Raw genomic sequence first — 21,548 nt, forward strand, 5'->3', positions numbered from 1 at the left:
GTTTGTACAACCCGCAACTACCGGGTGACGGAACGCGGTGTGACAGAAAACGCACGCGCGGCGCTGAAGAGAGTACGGACCGGCACACGGTCCGTGCCGTGTGCCGGCCGGGGCCTCTCCTGTGGGGGGTGGCGGCCCCGGCCGCGCACGTTTCGCCAAACGGGCGCGGCCTCGCGGGCCACGGAAGGCGCGGGCCGGCGCAACCGACGCCGCTCGCCTCGTCGCTCACCGCCCGCGGAGTGCGGCCAGGTTCTCGACCACGAGCTTCCGCATACGGGCGGGCAGCCCCGTGTCCTCGGCCAGGGCGGTGAGCCGCCGCACCGTCCGGGGTGAGCCCCCGCTGAGGTCGCTCATGGTGAGGGCGGCCAGGACGCGGCCGGTCCCGGGCACCGTGGTGTCGGCGGCGATGGCCGCGTACAGCTCGACGGCCAGCTCCTTGTGCGGTCTCATCGCGGCCAGGCGCTTGACCGTGTCGATGCGGTCGAGGGAGTCGAGGCCGGAGTCCGTGACGAGGGCCGTGAGCAGCTCGGTGGCGTGCTCGTCTCCGGCTCGGCGGAACAGTGTCAGGGCGGCCTCCAGCCGGTCCCACGCGTCCAGCTCGGTGTTCGTGGCGCAGGTGACGAGCAGGTCGACCGCGCCCTCGCCGTGTCCGTCGATCCCCACCAGATGTCCGGCGGCGTGCGCCCGGTCCCAGCCGCTCAGGGCGGGGTCCGTGGCGAAGGCGGTGAGCAGTGCGACCGCGCCCTCGGCGTGTCCGTCACGCCGCGCCAGGTGCGCGGCGGCCTGCATGCGGTCCGCGGGCTTCAGAGCGGTGTCCCCGGCACAGGCGGTGAGCACGCCGAGCGCCTCCTGCGCATGGCCGTCGAGCCGCTCCAGGTACGCGGCGGCCTTCACCCGGTCCCACATGCCCAGGGTGGTGTCCGTGGCGACGGCGAGGAACGCGGCCGCCACCTCGTCGCCGTGCCCTTCCGCGTCGGCCAGGTCGGCGAGGGCCCGCACGCGGTGCTCGCGGGGCACGGCGGAGTCCGTGGCGAAGGAGACGAGGAACGTGACCGCGTCCGCCCGGTGTTCGTCGAGCTGCCCCAGGGCCCAGGCGGCGTACACCCGGTCCTCGGCGTCCAGGGCGGTGTCGGTGGCGAAGGCGGTGAGGAGCGCGGCCGCCTCGTCGGCGTGGCCGTCGAGGCGGGCCAGGAGCCCGGCGGCCTTCGTACGGTGGCTGCCGTGCAGGGCCGTGTCCGCGGCGAAAGCGGCGAGGAGCCCGGCCGATGCGTCCCGGTGTCCATCCAGCCGGGAGAGCGCCCAGGCGGCGTGGACACGCTGCCCTATGTCCAGGGTGGTGTCCGCGGCGAAGCCCGCGAGGCGACCGTCGGTGGTGCGGGGGAGGTTGGTCCGCAGGTGCGTCTGATCGATGAGGAACCGGCAGGCTCCGGCCCTCCCATGGGTCCCGAGATGTTCCACCGCCCGGGTGGCGGCGGACGCGACGTCGTCGTCATGGTCCAGGAGCCCGTCGAGCAGGAAGCCGAGGTAGGACGCCTCGAAAGGAGGCGGCGTCGCCTCGGCGGCCGGATCGTGGTGGTGCGGGAACAGCTCGCCGAGCAGTTCGGCCCGCGCCTGCCGGTCGCGGGTGGCGTGCCGGGCCGCGTGGTATTCGAGCAGGGTCTGGTGCAGGAAGACGAAGTCGTCCCCGCGCTGGGCCACGAGGCCGGTAGGCCTCAGCAGGTCGCCCAGGAAGGACGTCCAGCGGGCCTCCGTCACCCGGTCGGGACGTCGGACGGGCACGTGCGCGGCCAGGATCCCGGTCGCGGGCGCGGTGTTGCCGTTGATCCTCTCGTGGGCCAACTGGTCGATGAGTTCCGGCAGTTGATCACGGACCCCTTGCGCGGCCTGCTCGGCGGCCCGGTTGTCACGGGGGATCTGGTACTGGTCCTTCAGCGCGCGGATCGCGGCGTCATGCGTCCCGCGGATGTCCTTGTGGGCGTTCTGTTCGTAGAGCAGCTCGACGAAGGAACGGTAGGTCGCGGTGCGGCCTTCGGGCAGCGGGCGGGTGGGGTCGGCCAGGTAGAGCCGGCACAGGAGGGAGGCGATCAACGGGGTCCGGGCCGGGTCTTCCAGGCCGGACATGCGGAGGCCCGTCATGAATTCGTTCATGTGGAGCTTCGTGTCGGGCAGATCCGCGAAACACGCGCGGGCGTACGCGCGTACGTCGCTGCGCGTGAAGAGCCGCAGTTCGGAGTAGGCGGCGCACGGGCCGGGGCGGAAGAGTTCTCCGTCCGGCAAGGGGCGGGTCGTGACAACGAAGCGGTACACACAGGGCTGTTGTTCCGCTTCCAGCGCCAGACGCTCCAACAAGGCGATGCGGGCCTTCTGTTGGGGCACCTCGTCCAGGCCGTCCACCAGGACCAGCCACGGCGCGCGAGGGAGCGGCCGGCTGCTGAAGAAGTCCGCGGTGAGGGGCTCGCGCAGTCCGAGGGGACCGAGTTCCTCGGCCACCGCCGCGGCCAGGGCGTCGGACAGGACGGGGCCCACGGCCAGGGTGGTGGCCCTCACGAGGACCGGAACCGCATGGTCCGCCCGGGCGGGGCGACGCGAGGACAGCACGTGGGCGGCCGCGTCGGCGAGCTGGAGCCGCAGCAGCGTCGACTTGCCGCCGCCTGCCCCGGCCACCAGGATCCGCAGGGGCGCGTCGTCGGCGAGAACGGGCTCGGCGGGGAGCCGCAGAGCGGTCTCCGCGGGCGCCTCAGCGGGAGGGTCGAGGGATTCGCCGCGGTAAGTGCCGGGCCGCAGAGCGGTGACCTTCTGGCGTACGTACACCGTGGCGAGCGGAGGCGGGGCCGACCCGTCGCCCGGATCGGGGTAGGGGTGGCGTCCCGCGGCGCGCGAGGCGGCCCGGAGATAGGAGTCGAGCCGCGCCGCGCGCACAGCGTCGTGCGCACCACCGGTGATGTCCCCCCGCGCTGGTGGCGACGCGTAGAACGTGACCTGGTCGACGTGCCCGTGGAAGGCGACGTGGTCGGCGTGCCCGTGGAAGGCGACGTGGTCCGCGTGACCGACCGCCAGGCCCCCGCCGAGGGCGGTGACGGCCGTATGGGCGGTGATGTGCGGGGCTTGGTCGTGCTCGGGCGCGCTCAGCCCTGGGGCGGGCCCGGCTGCGGAGGGTTTCCGAACGTGACGTCTCCCATGCGCAGGGCGGCCACGGAGCCGTGGTCGGCGCGGATGTGCACGTTTCCGCCGACCGTCTGCCCGTCACCCGGCGAGGCTTCGCCGGCAGGGGCGTGCTCACGGAGCAGGGCCCGCAGCGCCTCGACGGCCCGGTCCCGCTCGTCATCGCTCAGGTTCGCGAGGGCGGTTTCGAAGCGCACCTGCCACACGGCCTCTTCGCGCAGCCGCAATCGGTCCTCGTCGTCGCCACCGGCGCCCGCCAGCACGTTCGCGCTGCGGTCCAGACGATCGAGCTCCGTACTCACCCGCTCGTCGTCCCCGTGGCCGAACCAGCGGGCCACGGCTTGCTGGAACCCCTGCCACGTACTGGTCCCGGCGGCCTGGACCACCGCCGTGCCACCCGCCGCGGCCAGCGCCGCCAACGCCTCCGTCAGCATCGACCGCCCCCGTCCGCTCGACTTCCGGAATGCCGCGACGGAACTGAAGCGGCACCCCACAAAAGTACGTCGCCTCAAGGCCGTTGACCCCCCGATCGGCGCCACGAGTCACGACCGTCTCCCGCGCACCGGCTTCCTCCCGGGTCCGCCCCACACTCCCGCGGGCATCTTCCGGGGCTCCCGGCCCTCTAGGCGTGCTTCTTGTTGTTGCCCTGCTTGGCCTCGTCCTTGGCCTCGGCCTTGGCTTTGTGGTGGCTCTTGGTCTTCTTGGGTTCGGGCTTGGGCTTGACGGACTTCTTGGGGCCGGCGGGGTCCTTGGCCTTGCCCGGCCCGTTCCCCCTCTCTTTCCCCTTCTCCTTCCCCTTGCTCGCCGCGTTCTTGTTCTTCTTGCTCTCGCTCTTGTTCCTCTTGTCCTTGTCCTTGCCCTTGCCCTTGGGGGCGTTCTCGCCCCTGCCCCGACCCGGCCCCGTCCCCCTCTCCGCACCCGGCCGCGAAGGCGGCGGTTCCGTCGAAGGGCCCGGGGACATCGGTGCCGACGGAGCCGGGCGCGCCGGCTCCTGAGGCGGTGCCGTGTCCCTCGACGTGCCCACTGCCGCCAGTGCCGCGCCGCCCAGCAGGCCGCCCGCCAGCGCCACGCCCCCGGCCGCCCGCAGCGAGAGGCGGACGTGGCGGCGTGCGCGGGGGCGCCAGTCGTCGCGGCGGCGGGTCCGCGCCCGGTGCGCGCCCCCGTCCCGTGCCGCGCGGAACGCCTCGACCGCGTCCCGCTCCGCCCCGGCGCCCGCGTCGGTCAGCACCGCGTCGGCGATCCGCTCGCCGAGCGCGGCGAGGGCGGGGGCGTCGGGTGAGTCGGAGGAGTGTGGACCCCACGTGCCCTCGGGGCCCGGCGACTTGTCGGCGTTCATCTCGACTCCCCCAGCGTGCCGGGCCCGTCATCCGTCACACCGTCGAGGCCCAGCCGCTCGCCCAGCTTCTTCAGCCCCCGGTACGCGGCCGTCCGCACCGCGCCGGGGCGCTTGCCGAGGACCCGGGCCGCGGCCGGGCCGTCCAGGCCGACGACCACGCGCAGCAGCACCGCCTCCGCCTGGTCGCGCGGCAGGGTCGCGATCAGCCCGAGCGCCCGCTCGGTGGAGATCGCCTCCAGGGCCGCCGCCGACGTGTTGTGCGGTCCGGGCAGGTCGAGCACGTCCTGTTCCAGCGCGGCGGGGCGGGGCCGCGCCTTCTGGCGGCGCAGATGGTCGAGGGCCCGGTGCCGGGCGATCGTCGCGGTCCAGCCGCGGAAGCCCGCGCCGTCCCCGCGGAACCGCCCGAGGTCCCTGGCGATCTCCAGCCACGCCTCGGCGGCGACGTCCTCGGCCGTCTCGCCCTCCGTGCCGACGAGTCCGCGCAGATAGCCGACGAGTCCCGGCTGGACCAGGCGGTACGCGACGGCGAAAGCCGCCTCGTCGCCCTCCTGGGCCGCCGCGACGGCCCTGCCGAGCTCCTCGTCGTGCACCCGCGCGCGACGGGGTTCCCCACCCTGGCCCAACACGTTCCCATCCGGCCGACGCGGCACAGTTCACCGTGCCCGTGCCCCTACGGTCACCAGCGCCGCCGGGCGCCGAAATGTCACACTGCGCAGACGTACGCCCACGCGCCGGGAGCCGTTCGGGGAACCACCGGGGGCCGGGTGACCGCCGGCGGCCGGGTCACACCTCGAAGAGCGAACCTCCGCCCGAACCGTCCGGGCTGATCCGCGAGATGTCGATGGTGCGCTCCGCCGCCGGGGCCACCGCGGCAACGGGTTCGCCGTACGCGGACATCCGCATCGTCATCGTCCCCTCACCGTCCGCGCCGAGGCCGCCGCTCTCCTCCACCCGGGCGGCGACGACGTAGGGCTTGCCCTCGGCGGCCACGTACAGCGTCGTCTCCTGCCGCTCCGCGCTCTCGACGACCGGGATGACGCTCCTTCCGTAACGCCGGGTCTCCGGAAGGGCCTTGAAGGACTCGTCGGCCTCCGGGACCCCGGGCATCGACCCGGTGAACTTGTCGAGGTCGCAGCTGCCCACCGGCATCGAGGGGCCCGCCGCGCCCGAACCGGTGGGTATCTTCAGGTACTTGCCGCGCGCGAGCTCCGTGCGCTCCCGGATCCGGGCGCCGGCCTCGGCGCCCCGCCGGATCCCCAACTCCCGTATCGCGTCCAGCGATTCATCGGTGAACCGTACGTAGGTCGCACCGCCCGCGATCATGATGAGGTCGCCGCGCTGCATCGGACCCGCGTCGAAGGTGCCCGTGCAGTTGCTGTCGCGGTCCATGTGCAGCGAGACCTTCTGGTGGCCCCGCGCGGTGGTCATGTCGACCCCGATGCGCACCGAGTCGGCCTCCTTGAGCAGCCGCATGCCCTCGACGGCGAGCCGCCTGCCGCGCACCTCGTCCTCGGGGACGCCCTCCTCGTGGGTGGCCTCCTCGGGAGCGACCTCCTCGAAGGTGCCGCCGGAGTACGTCGGCGAGCGGTCCGTGCCGCAGGACGCGAGCGCGCCCACCACGAGACAGAGCGCCGCGGCCCGCACCCACCGGCCGTTCACCCTCGCCCCCGGCGTAGCCCCCGCCGCGTGCCGCCCACTGTGAATCCCCACGTCATTCCCCGCCCAAAGCCTCATCCGCGCCCGCCCCACCACTGTCACATGACCCAGCGCAGCCGGACGCCCCGGCGTCACACGTGTGGCGTGCGGGATACATCACGCGACAAATCACCCCCGCGGCTACAACCGTTTGTTCGATCGGTCAGTCGTACGCAGTCGCTTGGTTCACCGTAAATTCACCGAGGGGTGGGGCACTTGAGCCCGCGTAAACCGCATGAAAAGGCGCGTTCCGCACATGCGTACAGACCGCTGAGCCTCAAGCGCAGGGCGTGGCTGACGATCGGTGCCGTCGTCCTGGGAGGCGCGGGGGCCGTGACGTACGCCATGGCCGACCCGGGCGCCGGGGACGGCTCCGGCGCCGATCCGCGCGCCGAGCGGCCCGCGCGCGTGCACGACCTCGCGCTGCGGGCCGACGGCGCGACGAAGCGGGAACTGCCGCGCACGTCGACCGAGCAGTTCTCGCTCCTCGGCGTCTCGTGGAGCGGCGCGGCCACGGAGCTCGACGGCACCGCGCAGGTCCGCACCCGCGCCATCGGCTCCGGCGCGTGGAGCGGCTGGCGGTCCCTGGAGCTGGAGACGCACCCGGCGGAGCGCGCGGAGGCGGGCACGCGCGCCGCGTCCGACCCGCTCTGGGTCGGCCCGTCGGACGGCGTGGAGGTCCGTGTCGTCGCGGGCGACGGCACGGCGAGCGACGTGCTGCCCAAGGGACTCGAGGTCAACCTCGTGGACCCGGGCGTGACGTCCAAGGAGGCCGGGAACCCGGCTCTCGACGGCGGCACCGACGCGACCGGCGGCCCGGCGGCCGGCACCGCCATGGCCCCCGCCGCCTTCGCCGCCCCCGCCGCCGAGGACGAGACCCCGGCCCCGACGACCCCGGCCCCCACGGACTCCGTCCCCCCGACGGACCCCGCGCCCACCACCCCCTCGGCCACGGACCCCGCCCCGACGGGCTCCGCCTCGCCGACCCCGGACCCCGCCCCGACCAGGCCGACGCCCCCGCCGTCGACCGTCACCCAGCCGCCCGTGATCGGCCGCGCCGCCTGGGGCGCCGACGAGTCGCAGGTGAAGGACCCGCCGGAGTACCTCGACAAGGTCAGGGCGGTCTTCGTCCACCACACGGTCGGCACCAACGACTACAGCTGCGCCCAGTCCGCGGCGCTGGTCCGCGGCATCATGACGTACCACGTGGAGACCGAGGGCTGGAACGACCTCGGCTACAACTTCCTCGTCGACAAGTGCGGCCAGATCTTCGAGGGCCGCGCGGGCGGCATCGACGTTCCCGTGCGCGGCGCGCACACCTACGGCTTCAACGGCGACTCCACGGGCATCGCCGTCCTCGGCGACTTCGAGGGCGACCCGGCGACGGACAAGCCGGCGGGCAGGCCGACCCGCGCCGCCCTGGAGTCCGTGGCGCGCGTGGCGGCCTGGAAGCTCGGCCAGTACGGCGGCGACCCGGCCGGCAAGGTCACGCTGACGGCCGCCGCCGACACGGGCGTGTGGAAGAAGGGCGAGCAGGCCTCGCTGCACACGGTCTCCGGCCACCGCGACGGCTTCGCGACCGCCTGCCCCGGCAAGACCCTCTACGCGAAGCTCGGCGAGATACGCCGCTACGCGAGCGGCGCGGGCAGGAACTCCGCTCTCCCCACCGGGGACTTCAACCGCGACGGCATCACCGACCTGATCGCGGGCACCCCGAAGGCGTCCTCGAACCGCGGCCGCGTCACCGTCGTGCCGGGCGGCCTCGACGGCCCGGTCGGGGGGTCGAGGATCTCCCTGACCCAGGCCAGTGAGGGCGTCCCCGGCGCCTCGGAGACCGGCGACGACTGGGGCGCGGCGACCGCGTGGGGCGACCTGAACGCCGACGGGTACGCCGACCTCGTCATCGGCGCGCCCGGCGAGGACGACTCCTCGGGCCACAAGGACCGCGGCGCGGTCACCATGCTGTACGGCCCGAAGTTCACCTCGGGCACGGACATGCAGCTCTCGGACGACTTCCACTACCCCGGCGCGCGGTTCGGCTCCGCGGTCGCGTCCGGCGACTTCAACGCCGACGGCACGGCGGACGTCTTCGCCGCGGCGACCGGCACGGGCGGCTCGTGGGCCGCGCGTCTCGACGCCGACCACGAGTCGGGCGGCAGCCTCACCTCGGGCGACACCGCCATCGCGTACGCGGACGCCGCGTCCGGAGACTTCAACCGCGACGGCTACGCGGACGTGGCCCTCACCTACCGCGACCAGGCGGGCAAGGGCAAGGTCGCCTGGTTCCGGGGCGGCCGCTCGGGCCTGAGCCGGGTCGGCGTCCTGTCCGTCCCCGGCGGCCGCTCGGTCGCCGTGGGCGACGTCAACGGCAACGGCTACGACGACCTGGTCATCGGCCAGCCGTACACCGCCGAGTCCGGCGCGCACGCGGGCGGCCAGGTGACGGTGGTCCCGGGCACGTCCACGGGCCTCACCGGCACGGGACTGCGGACGGTCCACCAGGCGAGCACCGGCGTGCCCGGCGCCGCGGAGGCGGGCGACGCGATGGGCTGGTCGGTCGCGGCGGGCGACTACAACGCCGACGGCTACGCGGACGTCCTGACCGGCGCCCCCGGCGAGGACATCACCCGCACCTCCGCCCGCGAGGACGCGGGCACCTCCCTGCTCCTGAAGGGCTCCTCGTCCGGCCTCACCGGCACGGGCGCCACGGCGTTCTCGCAGGACGAGCCCGGCGTGCCCGGTGCCACGGAGTCGGGCGACCGCCTCGGCTCCTCGGTGACCCTGGCCGACCTGTCGGGCTCCGGCCGGGCGGACCTGGCCATCGGCGTCGACGGCGAGGACGCGGGCGACGGCACCATCCTTCAGCTGGACAGCGGCAGTTCGGGGGTGCCGGGTTCGAGCGGCGTCTACTACGGGCGTACGGCGCTGGGCACCCCGGCGGGCGCGCACCTGGGGCAGACACTGACGCCGTGACGCGGCGCTGACGTCAAGCGCCGTGCCGCGCCCCGTAGTTCGGGGTGCGCGGCACGGCGCTTCGTCGTTCCGGGAGCCGCGCCTACCGGGTGTCGCTGGGCACCCGGCAGTCGTCGGGCTGGGGCCTGCCCTTGGGCCAGCCGATGCCGACGAACTCCAGGCCCCTCGTGGTGGGGTTCAGTTGGACCACGGCGACCGGTTTGTCGTAGGCGTTGCCCGCGTTGGTCAGACAGATCCAGCCGCTGGTCCCCGGGACCCGGTTGACCGCTTCGAGGCGCTGCCACATGTCGGAGACCCGCTTGAGGGGCGGCACCGTGCCCTCGGTCTTGGCGTTGGAGAGCAGCACGGCCTTGGCGATGGTGAGCACGCCGTCGTGCACCAGCATGGTGCGGGAGTCCTCCAGGCGGACGGGCCCGATGGCGCCCGCGCTGCCCTCGTCGACCAGGGCGCGCAGTTCGCGCAGCTCCCGCTGCGGCTCGGTGAGGTGGGCCGGGCGCTCCTTCGCGTCCTTGCCGCTCAGTTCCCGGTCCCAGGCGTCGGGGTGGCCGGGCGCCGCGTACTGCACGGTGATGGCGGGTTCCTTGCCGTCGCCGCCGCGCAGCTTCGCCCAGTCGCCGTCCTTCATGTAGCGGTTGAGCGTGGCCGATCCGGAGCCGCTGATGACCGTGTACTTCTTGCCGCTGCACTGCACGTCGGCCAGCTTGAGCGCGAAGAGCCGCAGGTGGACGGGGCGTCCGGCGAAGTAGACGTAGCGCGCCGATGACTGGCAGATGTTCTGGGCGATGAGCGTGAAGTCGTTGCCCGTGTCGCCCACGTCGGTGATCGAGGGGGATTCGAACGTCTGGTCCTTGGGGCCGGGCGGGCCGTCCTCGTCGCGGCTGAACGCCTTGGCGAGCGAGTCGTTGTAGATGTCGTGCGGCCGCTCGTCCCGGACCAGGACGGTCTGCGCGTCCTTGAGCCGGCCGTGGAAGCTGGCCAGCGCGTCGGCCTGCTGGCGGTTGGTCGGGATGATGCGGGCGAGGCCGGGATACGGGTCCTTGCCGCCGCCCTTCTCCGGGTTGGCGAGCTCGTCCGCGCTGACGCGGCTCGCGAGGACGGGGATGTGCAGGTCCTTCGTCAGGCGCGTGATGGCCTTCTCGGTGGCGTCCAGACTGAGGTTGAAGCCCGTGACGGCCCGGAGGTTGTCGTGCTTGTCGCCCGCCATCTCCCCCAACTGGTCGACGACACGGGCCTGTTGGCCATACGCGTCACCGGGGTTGGCGAGGACCAGGCGCAGCAGCGGGGTGTTCTCCTCGCGGTTGGCCCGGTACTGCGCGAGGTAGGCGCCCTGGATCTCGCTGCGCAGCTGGGCGCGCTCGGCGGCGATGTCGGGCTGGAGCGGCAGCATCATCGCGACGGTGACGTGCGGCTTGTCGCCGACGAACTTCTCGTTCTCCTCGGCGATGGCGCGGGCCACGGCGCTGATCTCCGGCGTGCCGAAGTCGTAGCCGGTGCCGTTGACGCCGATGCACTCGCCGCCGTGCTTCTCGACGCCCGAGGCGCAGCTCTCGGGCGCGCCGAGCGGCGGCAGGAACACCCACAGGAGCACGCCCGCGGCCGCGAGGCCGAGCAGCGTGAGGATCCTGCGCATCCAGTTGGCCCCGAACGTGTTGTACAGCCAGTTCCCGAACTGCCTCAACGCTGCCCTCCCTCTGCCGTGAAGCCTGGTCGTGCCGCCGCGCGGCCTCGCCGTGCCCGGTCAGCCGAACCCGATGTGCTCCGTGCACACGCACCGTTGCAGCGGCTGCTTGTCCTCGGCCCGGTCGCCCCAGTCGCGGGCCATGCGGATGAGCAGCGCCGCCCCGTCCGCCGCCCTGGCCACGTCGGCGCCCTCGGGCCCCTGGTCGCGGACCGCCTCGTCGGCGATCTTCGACAGCTCCTCGCTGAGCTCCCGCAGGGGCCCGCGCAGCACCCCCGGCACGGTCTCCTCCAGGGGCCGCGTCCGGTCCTCGGTGAGCCACACCGCGTGCAGCAGCCGGTCGATCTGGCGCAGCCGCGTGTCGCCGCGCACCTGCCGCTCGCCGAGCGCGCGGGCGTACCGGTCGTCGTCCGCGCCGATCAGCGCGGCGTCCGCGATGGCGAGCAGTTCCCCGCACCAGTCCGCGATGGGCCGGGTGAGGAAGGCCGTGGACAGGTACCGCGCGACGAGGTCGGCGCCGTCGGAGGCGAGCAGGTGGTGCATGCGGTGGGCCGCCGCGGTGCCGAACAGGGCGTCGGCGTGGCGGTCGCCCAGGTCGCGGTAGTGGCCCTGCAGCAGCGCGTGGTCGGCGTGCCAGGCCGCGCCGCCGTCGCGCAGGCGGTACAGCCGCCGCGTCAGGAGGCGGCGCAGGCCGAGGTCGCCGATGAAGTGCCGGGGGCAGCGGGGCCAGCCGGCGTCCTCCAGGAGCTCGGCGACGCGGTAGGCGTTCAGCCGCTCGGTGCGGCCCTCCTGCACGGCGCGCACCAGGGTCTGGGCGCACTCCACGTCATGCGCCACCGAGAGGTGGGTGAGCAGGTCGAGCCAGTGGCCGCGGTGTTCGGGCGGCAGCTCCTCGGGGCGCTCGCGGCCGACGAGTTCGTCGACGAGCACGTCGGCCACGGGACGGTCGGCGACGGGGCGTCCCTCGGCGTCCTCTCCCCCGGGCACCCGGGCGTCGAGGATGGCCCAGTCGGTGCACTCCTCGGGGGTGGGGAACGACGCGGCGGCGGTGGCCTCGCCGAGCCGGGTCACGAACCGCGGGCGGCCCCCGCTCAGCCGGTGCACCCCGCTGTGGACGCGCAGCCGTAGCGCGTTGTCGTGCCGCTCCTGGCCGCCCCGCAGCCGGGCGAGCTCGTCCTTCTGCTGGTCGCGGGTGAGGACGGGCATCCGTACGAGGAGCACGCCGCGCCACAGCGGCGCGTGGTCGGGGACTCCGCCCGGCGGGCGGCTCCACTCGGGCAGTGCCCCCATGACGGGCCGCCAGCTCGCCATGCCCTCGTGGCTGCTGCCCGCCCGGTGCAGGAAGCGGCCGCCGTCCTCGCGCCGGGCGGTGGCGAGAACGACGAGCCGGTCGTGGTGGCCCCGCTCGCGGTCCTCCAGGGCGGGCTTGACCAGCCGTCTGCCCAGGGAGCCGTCGGCGTGGTCGAGGAGCAGGGCGGGCCGCCCCACGCGCGACATGCGCCCGCGTACGGAGTGGTAGGCGGCGTCGATGTCCTGCCGCAGCGCCCGGAAGAGGAACCCCTCGGCGATCCGCCGCGCCTCGCCGCCCTGCTGGAAGTCGTCGCCCAGCGACCGCAGTCCGGCCAGCGGCTGGCCGCCCGCGCCGGGGTACTCGCCGTAGCAGTCGGCGAGGGCCGCCCTGCCCTCGGCGGACGCACGGGTGAACAGCCCGTCGAGCAGCGCGTTGAGGAAGGGCCCGACCAGCGGACTGCTGACCAGCCCCGCCAGGTATCCCAGATAGTTCTTGGCCGTCCCCTTCAGCACCCCGCGCCAGAAGGAGCCGGGCGGCAGGAGACCGTCGAGGCGGCCCACCTCGTCGACGAGGGGCGCGGCACCGGCGAGCCGGTCGCTGCCCGCCACGGCCGCGAGCCCCGCGTACAGCCGCGGCACAGCGATCCCGCCGCCGTCCCCGCCCCAGTCCCCGTACTGAAGCGCGATCTTGCGCAGCACCTCGGTCACCTCGGACCGGCTCCTGGGCTGCTCCTCGGCCTGCTCCCGGCAGTCGGTCAGGGCACAGTCGACGTACGCCGTGGGCACGCGCGGCCCGAACCGCTGCCGCACGCACCGCAGCAGCCGCCCCTTGCCCATGCCGGGGCCGCCGACGAGCAGCACGACGGGCAGATCGTCCCCGTACAGCAGCTCCCGCTTGCGCCCGGCCGAGGTCCGCCCGAGCAACCGCGCGATCAGGCCGCCGTCGTCCAGCAGCTCGTCGAATCCGAGTTCATCAGGCACAGACCTCTCCGCGGCCGGGGCGACAGATCACGAATGATGGCTCGTCACATTAACGAGACGCCTGAGGCTTTGGGGAGAGTTTTCACACGCCGCCGAAATTAGGCTGGTTGTAGCCCGCTCAACGACACGTCACCCTCACCGGGGGCTCAAGCCCTCCGGCCACGGATCGACTGCCCCCGAATCGCCCCGCCGGCCCCGGCCCCGCCCCTCACCCTTGCCCCCGCGCCCTCCGCGACACCACCGCCCGGAGCACCCGGCGGCCCTCCGTCGAGACGTCCAGGGCCTGGCGCAGGGCGCCCGTCGGGGCGGCGCCCCTGTTCCCGAGGAGTTCCAGGATCCGGACCTGGCGGCGGAGTTCGGCCGCGACCAGGGGCGTCATGCCGTCCGTGCGGCCCTCGCGGCGCGCCGTCACCGAGCCGGTGCCGTCGTCGGGCGCGGTGTCCAGGAGCCGGTGGACCTGGAGCGCGGCGACGGAGCAGCCGTCGGCCCACTCCCGCACCTCGGCGCCCGCGTACGCCGCCGGCACCGCGTCGAGCATCCGCCACGCCAGCGCGACGGCCTCCCCGGGGGCCGAAGCATGGGCCGAAGCGGAGGCCGAAGCCGGGATGGGCGCGGGCGCGGGACCCAGCGCCGTGCGCGCCGCGGCCAGCGGACCGCCCCAGTCCGCGCCCTCCGCGAGCCTCGCCCACAGCGGGCGCAGCAGGTCGTCGTCCCCGCCGAGCACCGGCACACACCGGTCCAGGCAGGCGAGACCGCTGGCCGCCAGGCCTCTCTCATCGGCCTGCGCGATCAGCTCCACGAGGCTCATGCTGTACGTCTCCCGTCACGGACCCGGCACTGCCCCTTACTGCGTGCGCGGTCGCGGGAACGTCACTGCGGTCACTCCCGTCACTGCGGCACGACGCCCAGCCGGTCCAGGAAGCGGAAGAAGAGCTGCTCGGCCGACGGCTCGGCGTCCGCGTTGAGCACGTCGAGCAGCGGCCCCGTCCGCACCGTCCTGCCCGACTCCGCGGCCCAGGCCACCGCACGCTCGGCGGCGTCGCGCGGCTCCAGGAAGTAGTCCTCCACGGTCAGCTCGGCGTCGCCGAGATAGCCGGCCATCGCGCGCCGCGCCAGGCACGTGGTCCACGCCCCGCTCTCGGGCGCCGCCGCCTCGACGACCACGCAGTCGCTGTCCATCACGTACCCGAAGAGCGCGGGCGCGCCCGTCTCCTCGGCCAGCGCGTTCATGTTGCCCACGTCGCGCGCGCCGTCGCCGCCCGGCACCTCCCACACCTGCCAGCCGTCGGCCCGCTGTTCGAGGAGGGTCAGCTCGTCCCGCACGCCCGCCACCGCGGCGAGCTCCGCGAGCGGCCGCTCGCTCCTGCCGACGACGTAGTACCCCCAGTAGCCCATGCCACGTCCCCCCGTTGTGCCCATACTGCGTTCCGGGGCCGAATACACCACAGACGTACGCGAGTTCGCCACCGGAAAGCGGAAATCATGGGGCAGGGACGGGCCCCGGTACCGGCGGCAGCGGGGACGGGCCCGACCTGGCCCTGAGGTCCTGCATCCGCGTGAGGCGGTGCACGAAGAGGACGGCGAGGACCGCGGCCACGATGTCGAGGACGTCCGCGATCATCATGTTCGCGACGGCCGACTTGATCTCCTCGGGCTCCTCGGCCCTCAGGTACGTCCTGCTGGCCCACCGTCCGACGAGGAGGTCCGCCACCCACAGCGACCACCAGGCGTTGAGCAGGCCGGGCGAGTCCTCCGTCACGGGACGGCGCGGCAGGCTCGCGTTCCAGGCGTCCAGGGCGATCCGCCGGGGGAACCAGAGGTTCACGATCGGCACGAGCCAGCCCCAGACCGCCCAGCCGCGCCTCATCCGGTGCTCGTCCGGCGCGAACACCTCGGCGTTCACGCGCACGCGGTGGAACCACACGATGAAGACGACGGCGGTCGCGAGCAGCGCCATCACCTGGAGCACGCCGGAGGCGGCGTACAGCGAGTCGGCGCGATCGGCGTCCCGCTCCACGTCCGGGCCGTAGTCCCCCGAGATCAGGTCACTGGTCACCCCCCGCATGACGGTGCCCGCCCACAGCGAATAGAGGTCGACGGCGATCGCGACGCCGAGCAGCACCATGACCGCCCGGCTCAGCCCGACGGGCGAGCGCAGCCAGGCGGGCGGGCCCGCCGGCGCGGAGGGCTGCTGCGGCGGAAGAACTGGGTACTGCATGGTCGAGCGACCCCCACGGGTGATGCACGCGCGTACGAAAACCGCCCGCGTCCCTCCCCAGGGCGCCGACGGCGGCTATGGGACCGTATCAGCCAGTTTCACGAAGTCGTTCCAGGACAGAGCGGGTTTGCGGGGGTCCCAGAGCTTCTGCGTCATCGCGCGCAGCGGCATGCGGATGCCCCGCGCCACCTGCTCCTGGGTCTGCGAACCCGCGAGGTCGCACCACACCGCGAACGTGCCCCCGAGGATCTGGTCGTCGTACTTCTCGCTCACCGGCTCGGTGCCGCGCAGCACCAGCGGGGTCCAGCTCTCGTAGATCCGCTGTCCGGTCGGATAGCGGAAGGTGTTGGGCTGCCCGAGGACGTAGTAGAGGTACTCGTCGTTGTAGTTGACGAGCTCGCGGCCCGCCCTCAGGTATTCGACGGGCTCGCGCGCCCCGATCTCCTTGCCCGTCCAGTACGCCACTTCGAGGTCGTCGGCGGCCTGCTCGGTCCCGCCCCGGAAGAACCCGTCGTTCCAGGCCGTCAGCTTCTTCTCGAACGGGCGCACGGTGTCGGCCCGGTCGTTGAGCCAGCCCGTCGCGAGGTCCTGCACCCGCCCGTCGGGGCCGTAGCGCTCCCGGGCGGCGGCGGCCAGCTGCGGATAGGACGCCTCGGGGTCCTTGACCGTGAGGGCGCGGTACTCGTCGGCGCCCAGGTGCCAGTAGGCGCCGGGGAACAGCTCGGCGTACTCCTTCAGGAGATCGTCGACGATCTCGGCCGCGCCCGGCTTGGAGATGTCGACGGCGCCGCGCTGGGCGATGCCGCGGGCGTCACGGAGCTGGAGGGAGGGGTGCTGGCGGATGACCGCGCCGAGGTGCCCCGGCGAGTCGATCTCCGGCACGACCGTGATGTGACGGCTTTCGGCCAGCTTCAGGATGCGGCGGACCTGGTCCTTGGTGAGGTGGTCCGAGGAGACGATCTCGGGGTGCGAGTCCGACTCGATGCGGAAGGTCTGGTCGTCGGAGAAGTGCAGGCCCAGCTGGTTGTACTTCAGGTCGCCGAGCTCACGGATGCGGTCCTCGATCCACTCCGCGTCGAAGTGTTTGCGGGCGATGTCGAGCATGAACCCGCGCCGCGGCTTGGCGGGCCGGTCCTTCACGACGCCCTCGGGCGCGGTCCTGCCGCCGCTCACCTCCTGCTTGAGGGTGCGGGTCCCGTAGAAGACGCCGGCCTCGGCGGGCGCGGCGATCCGCACCCGCTCCCCCTTCACCGTCAGGGTGTACGACTCCGGGCCCGCGCCCTCGTCGCCCCCTTCCCCTTCCCCTTCCGAGGTCAGCGCCAGCTCGACGTCGCCCGGCCGCGGGCCGTCCTCACCGGCGTACTCCAGCTTCAGCTCCCCGGCGAGCAGCCGCCCCTCGTCCGCGAGGTCCCCGTCACCGACGACCACGCGCCCCTTTCCCTCGACGGGCCGCCAGCCGGGCCCGCGGGCGGCGGTGTGCTCGCGCACGGCGGGCACGGTGGCCGGGGCGTCGGAGAGGGCGTAGCTCCTGCTCGGGGTGGCCGAAGGGGAGGAGGCGGACTTGCCGTCCGAGGGCGGCCGGCTGCCCGGCGCGGATCCGCCGCCGGGCCACAGGGCCAGGGTCAGCGCGAAGGTCCCGGCGGCGACGGCGCCCCCGACGACCAGCGGCGCCCGCCTCACCGCCCGCCTCCCGGCCCGGGGCGGACGGATGGGCGGGTGGAAGAATTCCGCCGCGAAGCGGTGGCGCGGGACGACGCCCGCGAAGCCGCACCTGACGTAGGAACCACAGCCAGAGCCATGCCTCCCACGCTACGACGCGCCCCGGCGAGAGGCCCGTCCACACCGCGAACCCAAACTCTCCCGTTCGAGTGAAATTCGCTCATCCATCGGACACCTCTCACCACGCCTCGCTAGCGTTACGACAACCCCCACACCGCATCGCCCCACCCCTTGCCGCCCCCTGCCCAGGAGCGCACGCTGCCCCCGCACCGGTCCCCAGCCCCTGCCCGTCACCTCGTCGCGCCGCACCGGCTGAACTCCGCCGCCCCCGGCGAGGCCGAAGCCGCACTCCTCACCTGCTGCAGCAGCCGCCACTGGGCCCGTCGGGTCGCCGCCCACCGCCCGTATCCCGACCTGGACGCGCTGCTCGCCGCCTCCGACGAGGCGTCGTACGACCTCGCTCCCGGCGACCTCGCCGAGGCCCTGGCCTGCGAACCCCTCGACCCGACCGTCCCGCTGCAGACCCCGCGCGGCCGGGGCCTGCGCCCGCCGGCGCCGGCCACCACCACCGCCGCCCACACCGCCCTGCGCGCCGCCCACGCCGCGTACGAGAGCCGCTTCGGGCACACCTTCGTGATCTGTCTGGACGACGTCGCCCCGGACGAGGCCCTCGACCAGCTCCTCTCCGGCATCCGGTCACGCCTCGGCAACGATCCGGAGGACGAGCTCGCCCTCGCCGCCGAGGAGCTGCGGCGGCTGGCGCGCGGCCGCCTCACCCGTCTCGTCCTCGCGATGAGCGCCGACACGCAGGTCAGGGCCCCCGGCGGACACGCCGCGCGGGAAAGTCGCCCACAAACGCGCCCCGATAGCCCGTACGTGCCTGTTTGATTGCCTGTTTGATCACACCGGCGGACCCGGGGCAGGTCCACCGACAACTCGTCGATACGATGACGAGCGGCCGGTGGACCGTACCCGGCCGGGCTCGTCCGACGCCGCGGAGTTCGATTTGCTTACGCGTGGCGGCCGGCCCCAATCCCCGCTTTCGGAGGGTTCTGCCGTGCCGGCTGGAACGCTGTACCGCGGCCGGGAAGGAATGTGGTCCTGGGTGGCTCATCGAGTCACCGGCGTCCTCATCTTCTTCTTCCTGTTCGTGCATGTGCTCGACACCGCTCTCGTTCGCGTCTCTCCGGAGGCGTACGACGATGTCGTGGCCACCTACAAGACGCCCCTCGTCGCACTCCTCGAGTACGGCCTGGTCGCCGCCATCCTCTTCCACGCGCTCAACGGCCTGCGCGTCATCGCCGTCGACTTCTGGTCGAAGGGCCCGCGCTACCAGAAGCAGATGCTCTGGACCGTCGTGGGCATCTGGGTCGTGCTGATGGTCGGCGCGCTGTACCCGGTCCTCGGCCACGCCGTCCGCGAACTCTTCGGGAGCTGACGCCAGACATGTCCGACACCACGCTTGAGAAGTCCGGAACGTCCGGTGTGGGTCCCGTCGAGGGCGTGTCGCTCTACGACGTCGACAACCCGGCCCCGGTCATCGAGGCCCCGCGCAAGCGGACCTCCAAGACCCCGCGCTCGACCCGCGGCAACTTCGAGATGGCCGCATGGCTCTTCATGCGCCTGTCCGGCGTCGTCCTGGTCGTCCTCGTCCTCGGCCACCTGCTGATCCAGCTGGTGCTCGACGGCGGTGTCTCCAAGATCGGCTTCGCGTTCGTCGCCGGCCGCTGGGCCTCGCCGTTCTGGCAGGTCTGGGACCTGCTGATGCTGTGGCTCGCGATGCTGCACGGCGCCAACGGCCTGCGCACGGTCATCAACGACTACGCCGAGCGGCCGAACACGCGTCTGTGGCTCAAGGGCCTGCTGTACACCGCCACGGTGTTCACCATCCTTCTGGGCACGCTGGTGATCTTCACCTTCGACCCGAACATCCGCTAAAGCCGAGGCGACTTCCGTGAAGATTCACAAGTACGACACCGTCATCGTCGGCGCGGGCGGCGCCGGCATGCGCGCCGCCATCGAGGCGACGAAGCGCAGCCGCACCGCCGTGCTCACCAAGCTCTACCCCACCCGCTCCCACACGGGCGCCGCGCAGGGCGGCATGGCCGCGGCGCTGGCCAACGTGGAGGAGGACAACTGGGAGTGGCACACCTTCGACACGGTCAAGGGCGGTGACTACCTGGTCGACCAGGACGCCGCCGAGATCCTGGCGAAGGAGGCCATCGACGCGGTCCTGGACCTCGAAAAGATGGGCCTGCCGTTCAACCGCACGCCGGACGGCACCATCGACCAGCGCCGCTTCGGCGGCCACACCCGCAACCACGGCGAGGCCGCCGTGCGCCGGTCCTGCTACGCGGCCGACCGCACCGGCCACATGATCCTCCAGACGCTCTACCAGAACTGCGTCAAGGAGGGTGTGGAGTTCTTCAACGAGTTCTACGTCCTCGACCAGCTCATCGTCGAGGTCGACGGGGTCAAGAAGAGCGCGGGCGTCGTCGCGTACGAACTGGCGACCGGCGAGATCCACATCTTCCAGGCGAAGGCGGTCGTCTACGCCTCCGGCGGCACCGGCAAGTTCTTCAAGGTGACCTCCAACGCGCACACGCTCACCGGTGACGGCCAGGCGGCCTGCTACCGGCGCGGCCTGCCGCTGGAGGACATGGAGTTCTTCCAGTTCCACCCGACCGGCATCTGGCGCATGGGCATCCTGCTGACGGAGGGCGCCCGCGGTGAGGGCGGCATCCTCCGCAACAAGGACGGCGAGCGCTTCATGGAGAAGTACGCGCCGGTCATGAAGGACCTCGCGTCCCGTGACGTCGTGTCCCGCTCCATCTACACGGAGATCCGTGAGGGCCGCGGCTGCGGTCCCGAGGGCGACCACGTCTACCTCGACCTCACGCACCTCCCGCCGGAGCAGCTGGACGCCAAGCTCCCGGACATCACCGAGTTCGCGCGCACGTACCTCGGCATCGAGCCCTACACGGACCCGATCCCGATCCAGCCGACCGCGCACTACGCCATGGGCGGCATCCCGACGAACGTCGAGGGCGAGGTCCTCGCCGACAACACGACGGTCGTCCCGGGTCTGTACGCGGCGGGCGAGGTCGCCTGCGTGTCGGTGCACGGCGCCAACCGCCTCGGCACCAACTCGCTCCTGGACATCAACGTCTTCGGCCGTCGCGCGGGCATCGCCGCCGCCGACTACGCGGCGAAGCACGACTTCGTCGAGCTCCCGGAGAACCCGGAGGAGCTGGTCGTCTCCCAGGTCGAGCGGCTGCGCGACGCCACGGGCACCGAGCGGGTCGCCGCGCTCCGCACGGAGCTGCAGGAGACCATGGACGCCAACGTCATGGTGTTCCGCACGGAGCAGACGATCAAGACGGCCGTGGAGAAGATCGCCGAACTCCGCGCCCGCTACAAGAACGTCTCCATCCAGGACAAGGGCAAGCGGTTCAACACCGACCTCCTGGAGGCCATCGAGCTGGGCAACCTGCTCGACCTGGCCGAGGTCATGGCGCAGTCCGCGCTCGCCCGCAAGGAGTCCCGCGGCGGTCACTACCGCGAGGACTTCCCCAACCGCGACGACGTCAACTTCATGCGCCACACCATGGCGTATCGCGAGGTCGGCGACGACGGCGCCGAGTCGATCCGGCTCGACTACAAGCCGGTCGTCCAGACCCGCTACCAGCCGATGGAGCGTAAGTACTGATGGCTACCCCGACGATGGACAAGCTGGAGGCCCTGGAGAAGGACTCCACGTCCTCCCACCTCATCACGGTCACGTTCCGCGTCCGCCGCTTCAACCCCGAGGTCTCGGCGGACGCGGTCTGGGAAGACTTCCAGCTGGAGATCGATCCCAAGGAGCGCGTCCTCGACGGCCTCCACAAGATCAAGTGGGAGCAGGACGGCACGCTGACGTTCCGCCGCTCCTGCGCACACGGCATCTGCGGCTCGGACGCCATGCGGATCAACGGCAAGAACCGTCTGGCCTGCAAGACCCTGATCAAGGACATCAACCCGGCGAAGCCGATCACGGTCGAGCCGATCAAGGGTCTGACGGTCCTGAAGGACCTGGTCGTCGACATGGACCCGTTCTTCCAGGCGTACCGCGACGTCATGCCCTTCCTCGTGACCAAGGGCAACGAGCCCACGCGCGAGCGTCTGCAGTCCGCCGAGGACCGCGAGCGCTTCGACGACACGACGAAGTGCATCCTCTGCGCGGCGTGCACGTCCTCGTGCCCGGTGTTCTGGAACGACGGCCAGTACTTCGGTCCGGCCGCGATCGTGAACGCCCACCGCTTCATCTTCGACTCGCGTGACGAGGCGGGCGAGCAGCGGCTGGAGATCCTCAACGACAAGGACGGCGTGTGGCGTTGCCGCACGACGTTCAACTGCACGGACGCGTGCCCGCGTGGCATCGAGGTCACCAAGGCGATCCAGGAAGTGAAGCGCGCGCTGATCACGCGCCGCTTCTGATCCTTCCTCCGCGCGTACGG

At 72.7% G+C, this 21,548-nt stretch carries 17 protein-coding genes; 6 read left to right on the forward strand and 11 right to left on the reverse strand.

Translation table 11 applies throughout. The features are described 5' to 3' along the window. Positions 1-225: 225 nt before the first annotated feature. From AB0L89_RS14125 to AB0L89_RS14145, 5 genes are all read right to left on the reverse strand, one after another. The gene (locus tag AB0L89_RS14125) at positions 226-2,919 is read right to left on the reverse strand and encodes an ATP-binding protein (protein WP_365139528.1); all 2,694 of its coding nucleotides are present in this window, start codon (positions 2,917-2,919) and stop codon (positions 226-228) included. Positions 2,920-3,125: 206 nt separating this feature from the next. Beyond that, positions 3,126-3,596: a hypothetical protein gene (locus AB0L89_RS14130; protein ID WP_365139531.1), complete on the reverse strand. Its 471-nt coding sequence runs from the start codon at positions 3,594-3,596 to the stop codon at positions 3,126-3,128. Between the two features lie 188 nt (positions 3,597-3,784). Beyond that, positions 3,785-4,498 (reverse strand): hypothetical protein, encoded by a 714-nt coding sequence (locus AB0L89_RS14135; RefSeq protein ID WP_365139534.1) that lies wholly within the window; start codon positions 4,496-4,498, stop codon positions 3,785-3,787. After that, complete coding sequence (locus tag AB0L89_RS14140) at positions 4,495-5,121, reverse strand: RNA polymerase sigma factor (protein WP_365139848.1); 627 nt, start codon at positions 5,119-5,121, stop codon at positions 4,495-4,497. Before AB0L89_RS14140 ends, AB0L89_RS14135 begins: the two co-directional genes overlap by 4 nt. 160 nt (positions 5,122-5,281) lie before the next feature. Beyond that, positions 5,282-6,157, reverse strand: a complete 876-nt coding sequence (locus AB0L89_RS14145; protein WP_365139537.1) for a hypothetical protein — start codon at positions 6,155-6,157, stop codon at positions 5,282-5,284. A 369-nt stretch (positions 6,158-6,526) separates the two neighbouring features. Here AB0L89_RS14145 and AB0L89_RS14150 point away from each other — a divergent pair, with 369 nt between their 5' ends. Further along, positions 6,527-9,166 (forward strand): FG-GAP-like repeat-containing protein, encoded by a 2,640-nt coding sequence (locus tag AB0L89_RS14150; RefSeq protein WP_365139540.1) that lies wholly within the window; start codon positions 6,527-6,529, stop codon positions 9,164-9,166. An 82-nt stretch (positions 9,167-9,248) separates the two neighbouring features. Here the strand turns inward: AB0L89_RS14150 and AB0L89_RS14155 are convergent, their stop codons facing one another. The 6 genes from AB0L89_RS14155 to AB0L89_RS14180 all read right to left on the reverse strand — a co-directional run bounded on the left by AB0L89_RS14155 (position 9,249) and on the right by AB0L89_RS14180 (position 17,013). After that, positions 9,249-10,844 (reverse strand): amino acid ABC transporter substrate-binding protein, encoded by a 1,596-nt coding sequence (locus AB0L89_RS14155; protein ID WP_365139543.1) that lies wholly within the window; start codon positions 10,842-10,844, stop codon positions 9,249-9,251. 60 nt (positions 10,845-10,904) lie between these two features. Continuing rightward, complete coding sequence (locus tag AB0L89_RS14160; RefSeq protein WP_365139546.1) at positions 10,905-13,115, reverse strand: hypothetical protein; 2,211 nt, start codon at positions 13,113-13,115, stop codon at positions 10,905-10,907. Between the two features lie 208 nt (positions 13,116-13,323). After that, positions 13,324-13,923 carry a hypothetical protein gene (locus tag AB0L89_RS14165; protein WP_365139549.1) on the reverse strand — a complete coding sequence of 200 codons (600 nt, stop codon included), beginning with the start codon at positions 13,921-13,923 and terminating at the stop codon, positions 13,324-13,326. An 80-nt stretch (positions 13,924-14,003) separates the two neighbouring features. Continuing rightward, positions 14,004-14,510: a hypothetical protein gene (locus tag AB0L89_RS14170; protein ID WP_365139552.1), complete on the reverse strand. Its 507-nt coding sequence runs from the start codon at positions 14,508-14,510 to the stop codon at positions 14,004-14,006. Between the two features lie 85 nt (positions 14,511-14,595). Next, on the reverse strand, positions 14,596-15,333 hold the full coding sequence (locus tag AB0L89_RS14175) for a DUF4328 domain-containing protein (RefSeq protein ID WP_365139555.1): 738 nt from the start codon (positions 15,331-15,333) through the stop codon (positions 14,596-14,598). Positions 15,334-15,408: 75 nt separating this feature from the next. After that, positions 15,409-17,013: a glycoside hydrolase family 20 protein gene (locus AB0L89_RS14180; protein WP_365139558.1), complete on the reverse strand. Its 1,605-nt coding sequence runs from the start codon at positions 17,011-17,013 to the stop codon at positions 15,409-15,411. 351 nt (positions 17,014-17,364) lie between these two features. Between AB0L89_RS14180 and AB0L89_RS14185 the strand changes: the two genes are divergently transcribed. From AB0L89_RS14185 to AB0L89_RS14205, 5 genes are all read left to right on the forward strand, one after another. Beyond that, on the forward strand, positions 17,365-17,940 hold the full coding sequence (locus AB0L89_RS14185) for a 2-oxo-4-hydroxy-4-carboxy-5-ureidoimidazoline decarboxylase (protein ID WP_365139851.1): 576 nt from the start codon (positions 17,365-17,367) through the stop codon (positions 17,938-17,940). A gap of 169 nt (positions 17,941-18,109) precedes the next feature. Continuing rightward, positions 18,110-18,490: a succinate dehydrogenase, cytochrome b556 subunit gene (gene sdhC / locus AB0L89_RS14190; protein WP_365139561.1), complete on the forward strand. Its 381-nt coding sequence runs from the start codon at positions 18,110-18,112 to the stop codon at positions 18,488-18,490. A gap of 8 nt (positions 18,491-18,498) precedes the next feature. Continuing rightward, a complete protein-coding gene (locus AB0L89_RS14195; protein WP_055699964.1) occupies positions 18,499-18,990 on the forward strand; it encodes a succinate dehydrogenase hydrophobic membrane anchor subunit in 492 nt (163 codons plus the stop codon). 16 nt (positions 18,991-19,006) lie between these two features. Beyond that, positions 19,007-20,761, forward strand: a complete 1,755-nt coding sequence (gene sdhA, locus AB0L89_RS14200) for a succinate dehydrogenase flavoprotein subunit (protein ID WP_365139564.1) — start codon at positions 19,007-19,009, stop codon at positions 20,759-20,761. Beyond that, the gene (locus AB0L89_RS14205) at positions 20,761-21,528 is read left to right on the forward strand and encodes a succinate dehydrogenase iron-sulfur subunit (protein WP_365139567.1); all 768 of its coding nucleotides are present in this window, start codon (positions 20,761-20,763) and stop codon (positions 21,526-21,528) included. The genes sdhA and AB0L89_RS14205 overlap by 1 nt, the downstream gene beginning before the upstream one ends. Positions 21,529-21,548 lie beyond the last annotated feature (20 nt).

The sequence above is a fragment of the Streptomyces sp. NPDC052114 genome (assembly GCF_040680155.1).
Lineage (GTDB): Bacteria > Actinomycetota > Actinomycetes > Streptomycetales > Streptomycetaceae > Streptomyces.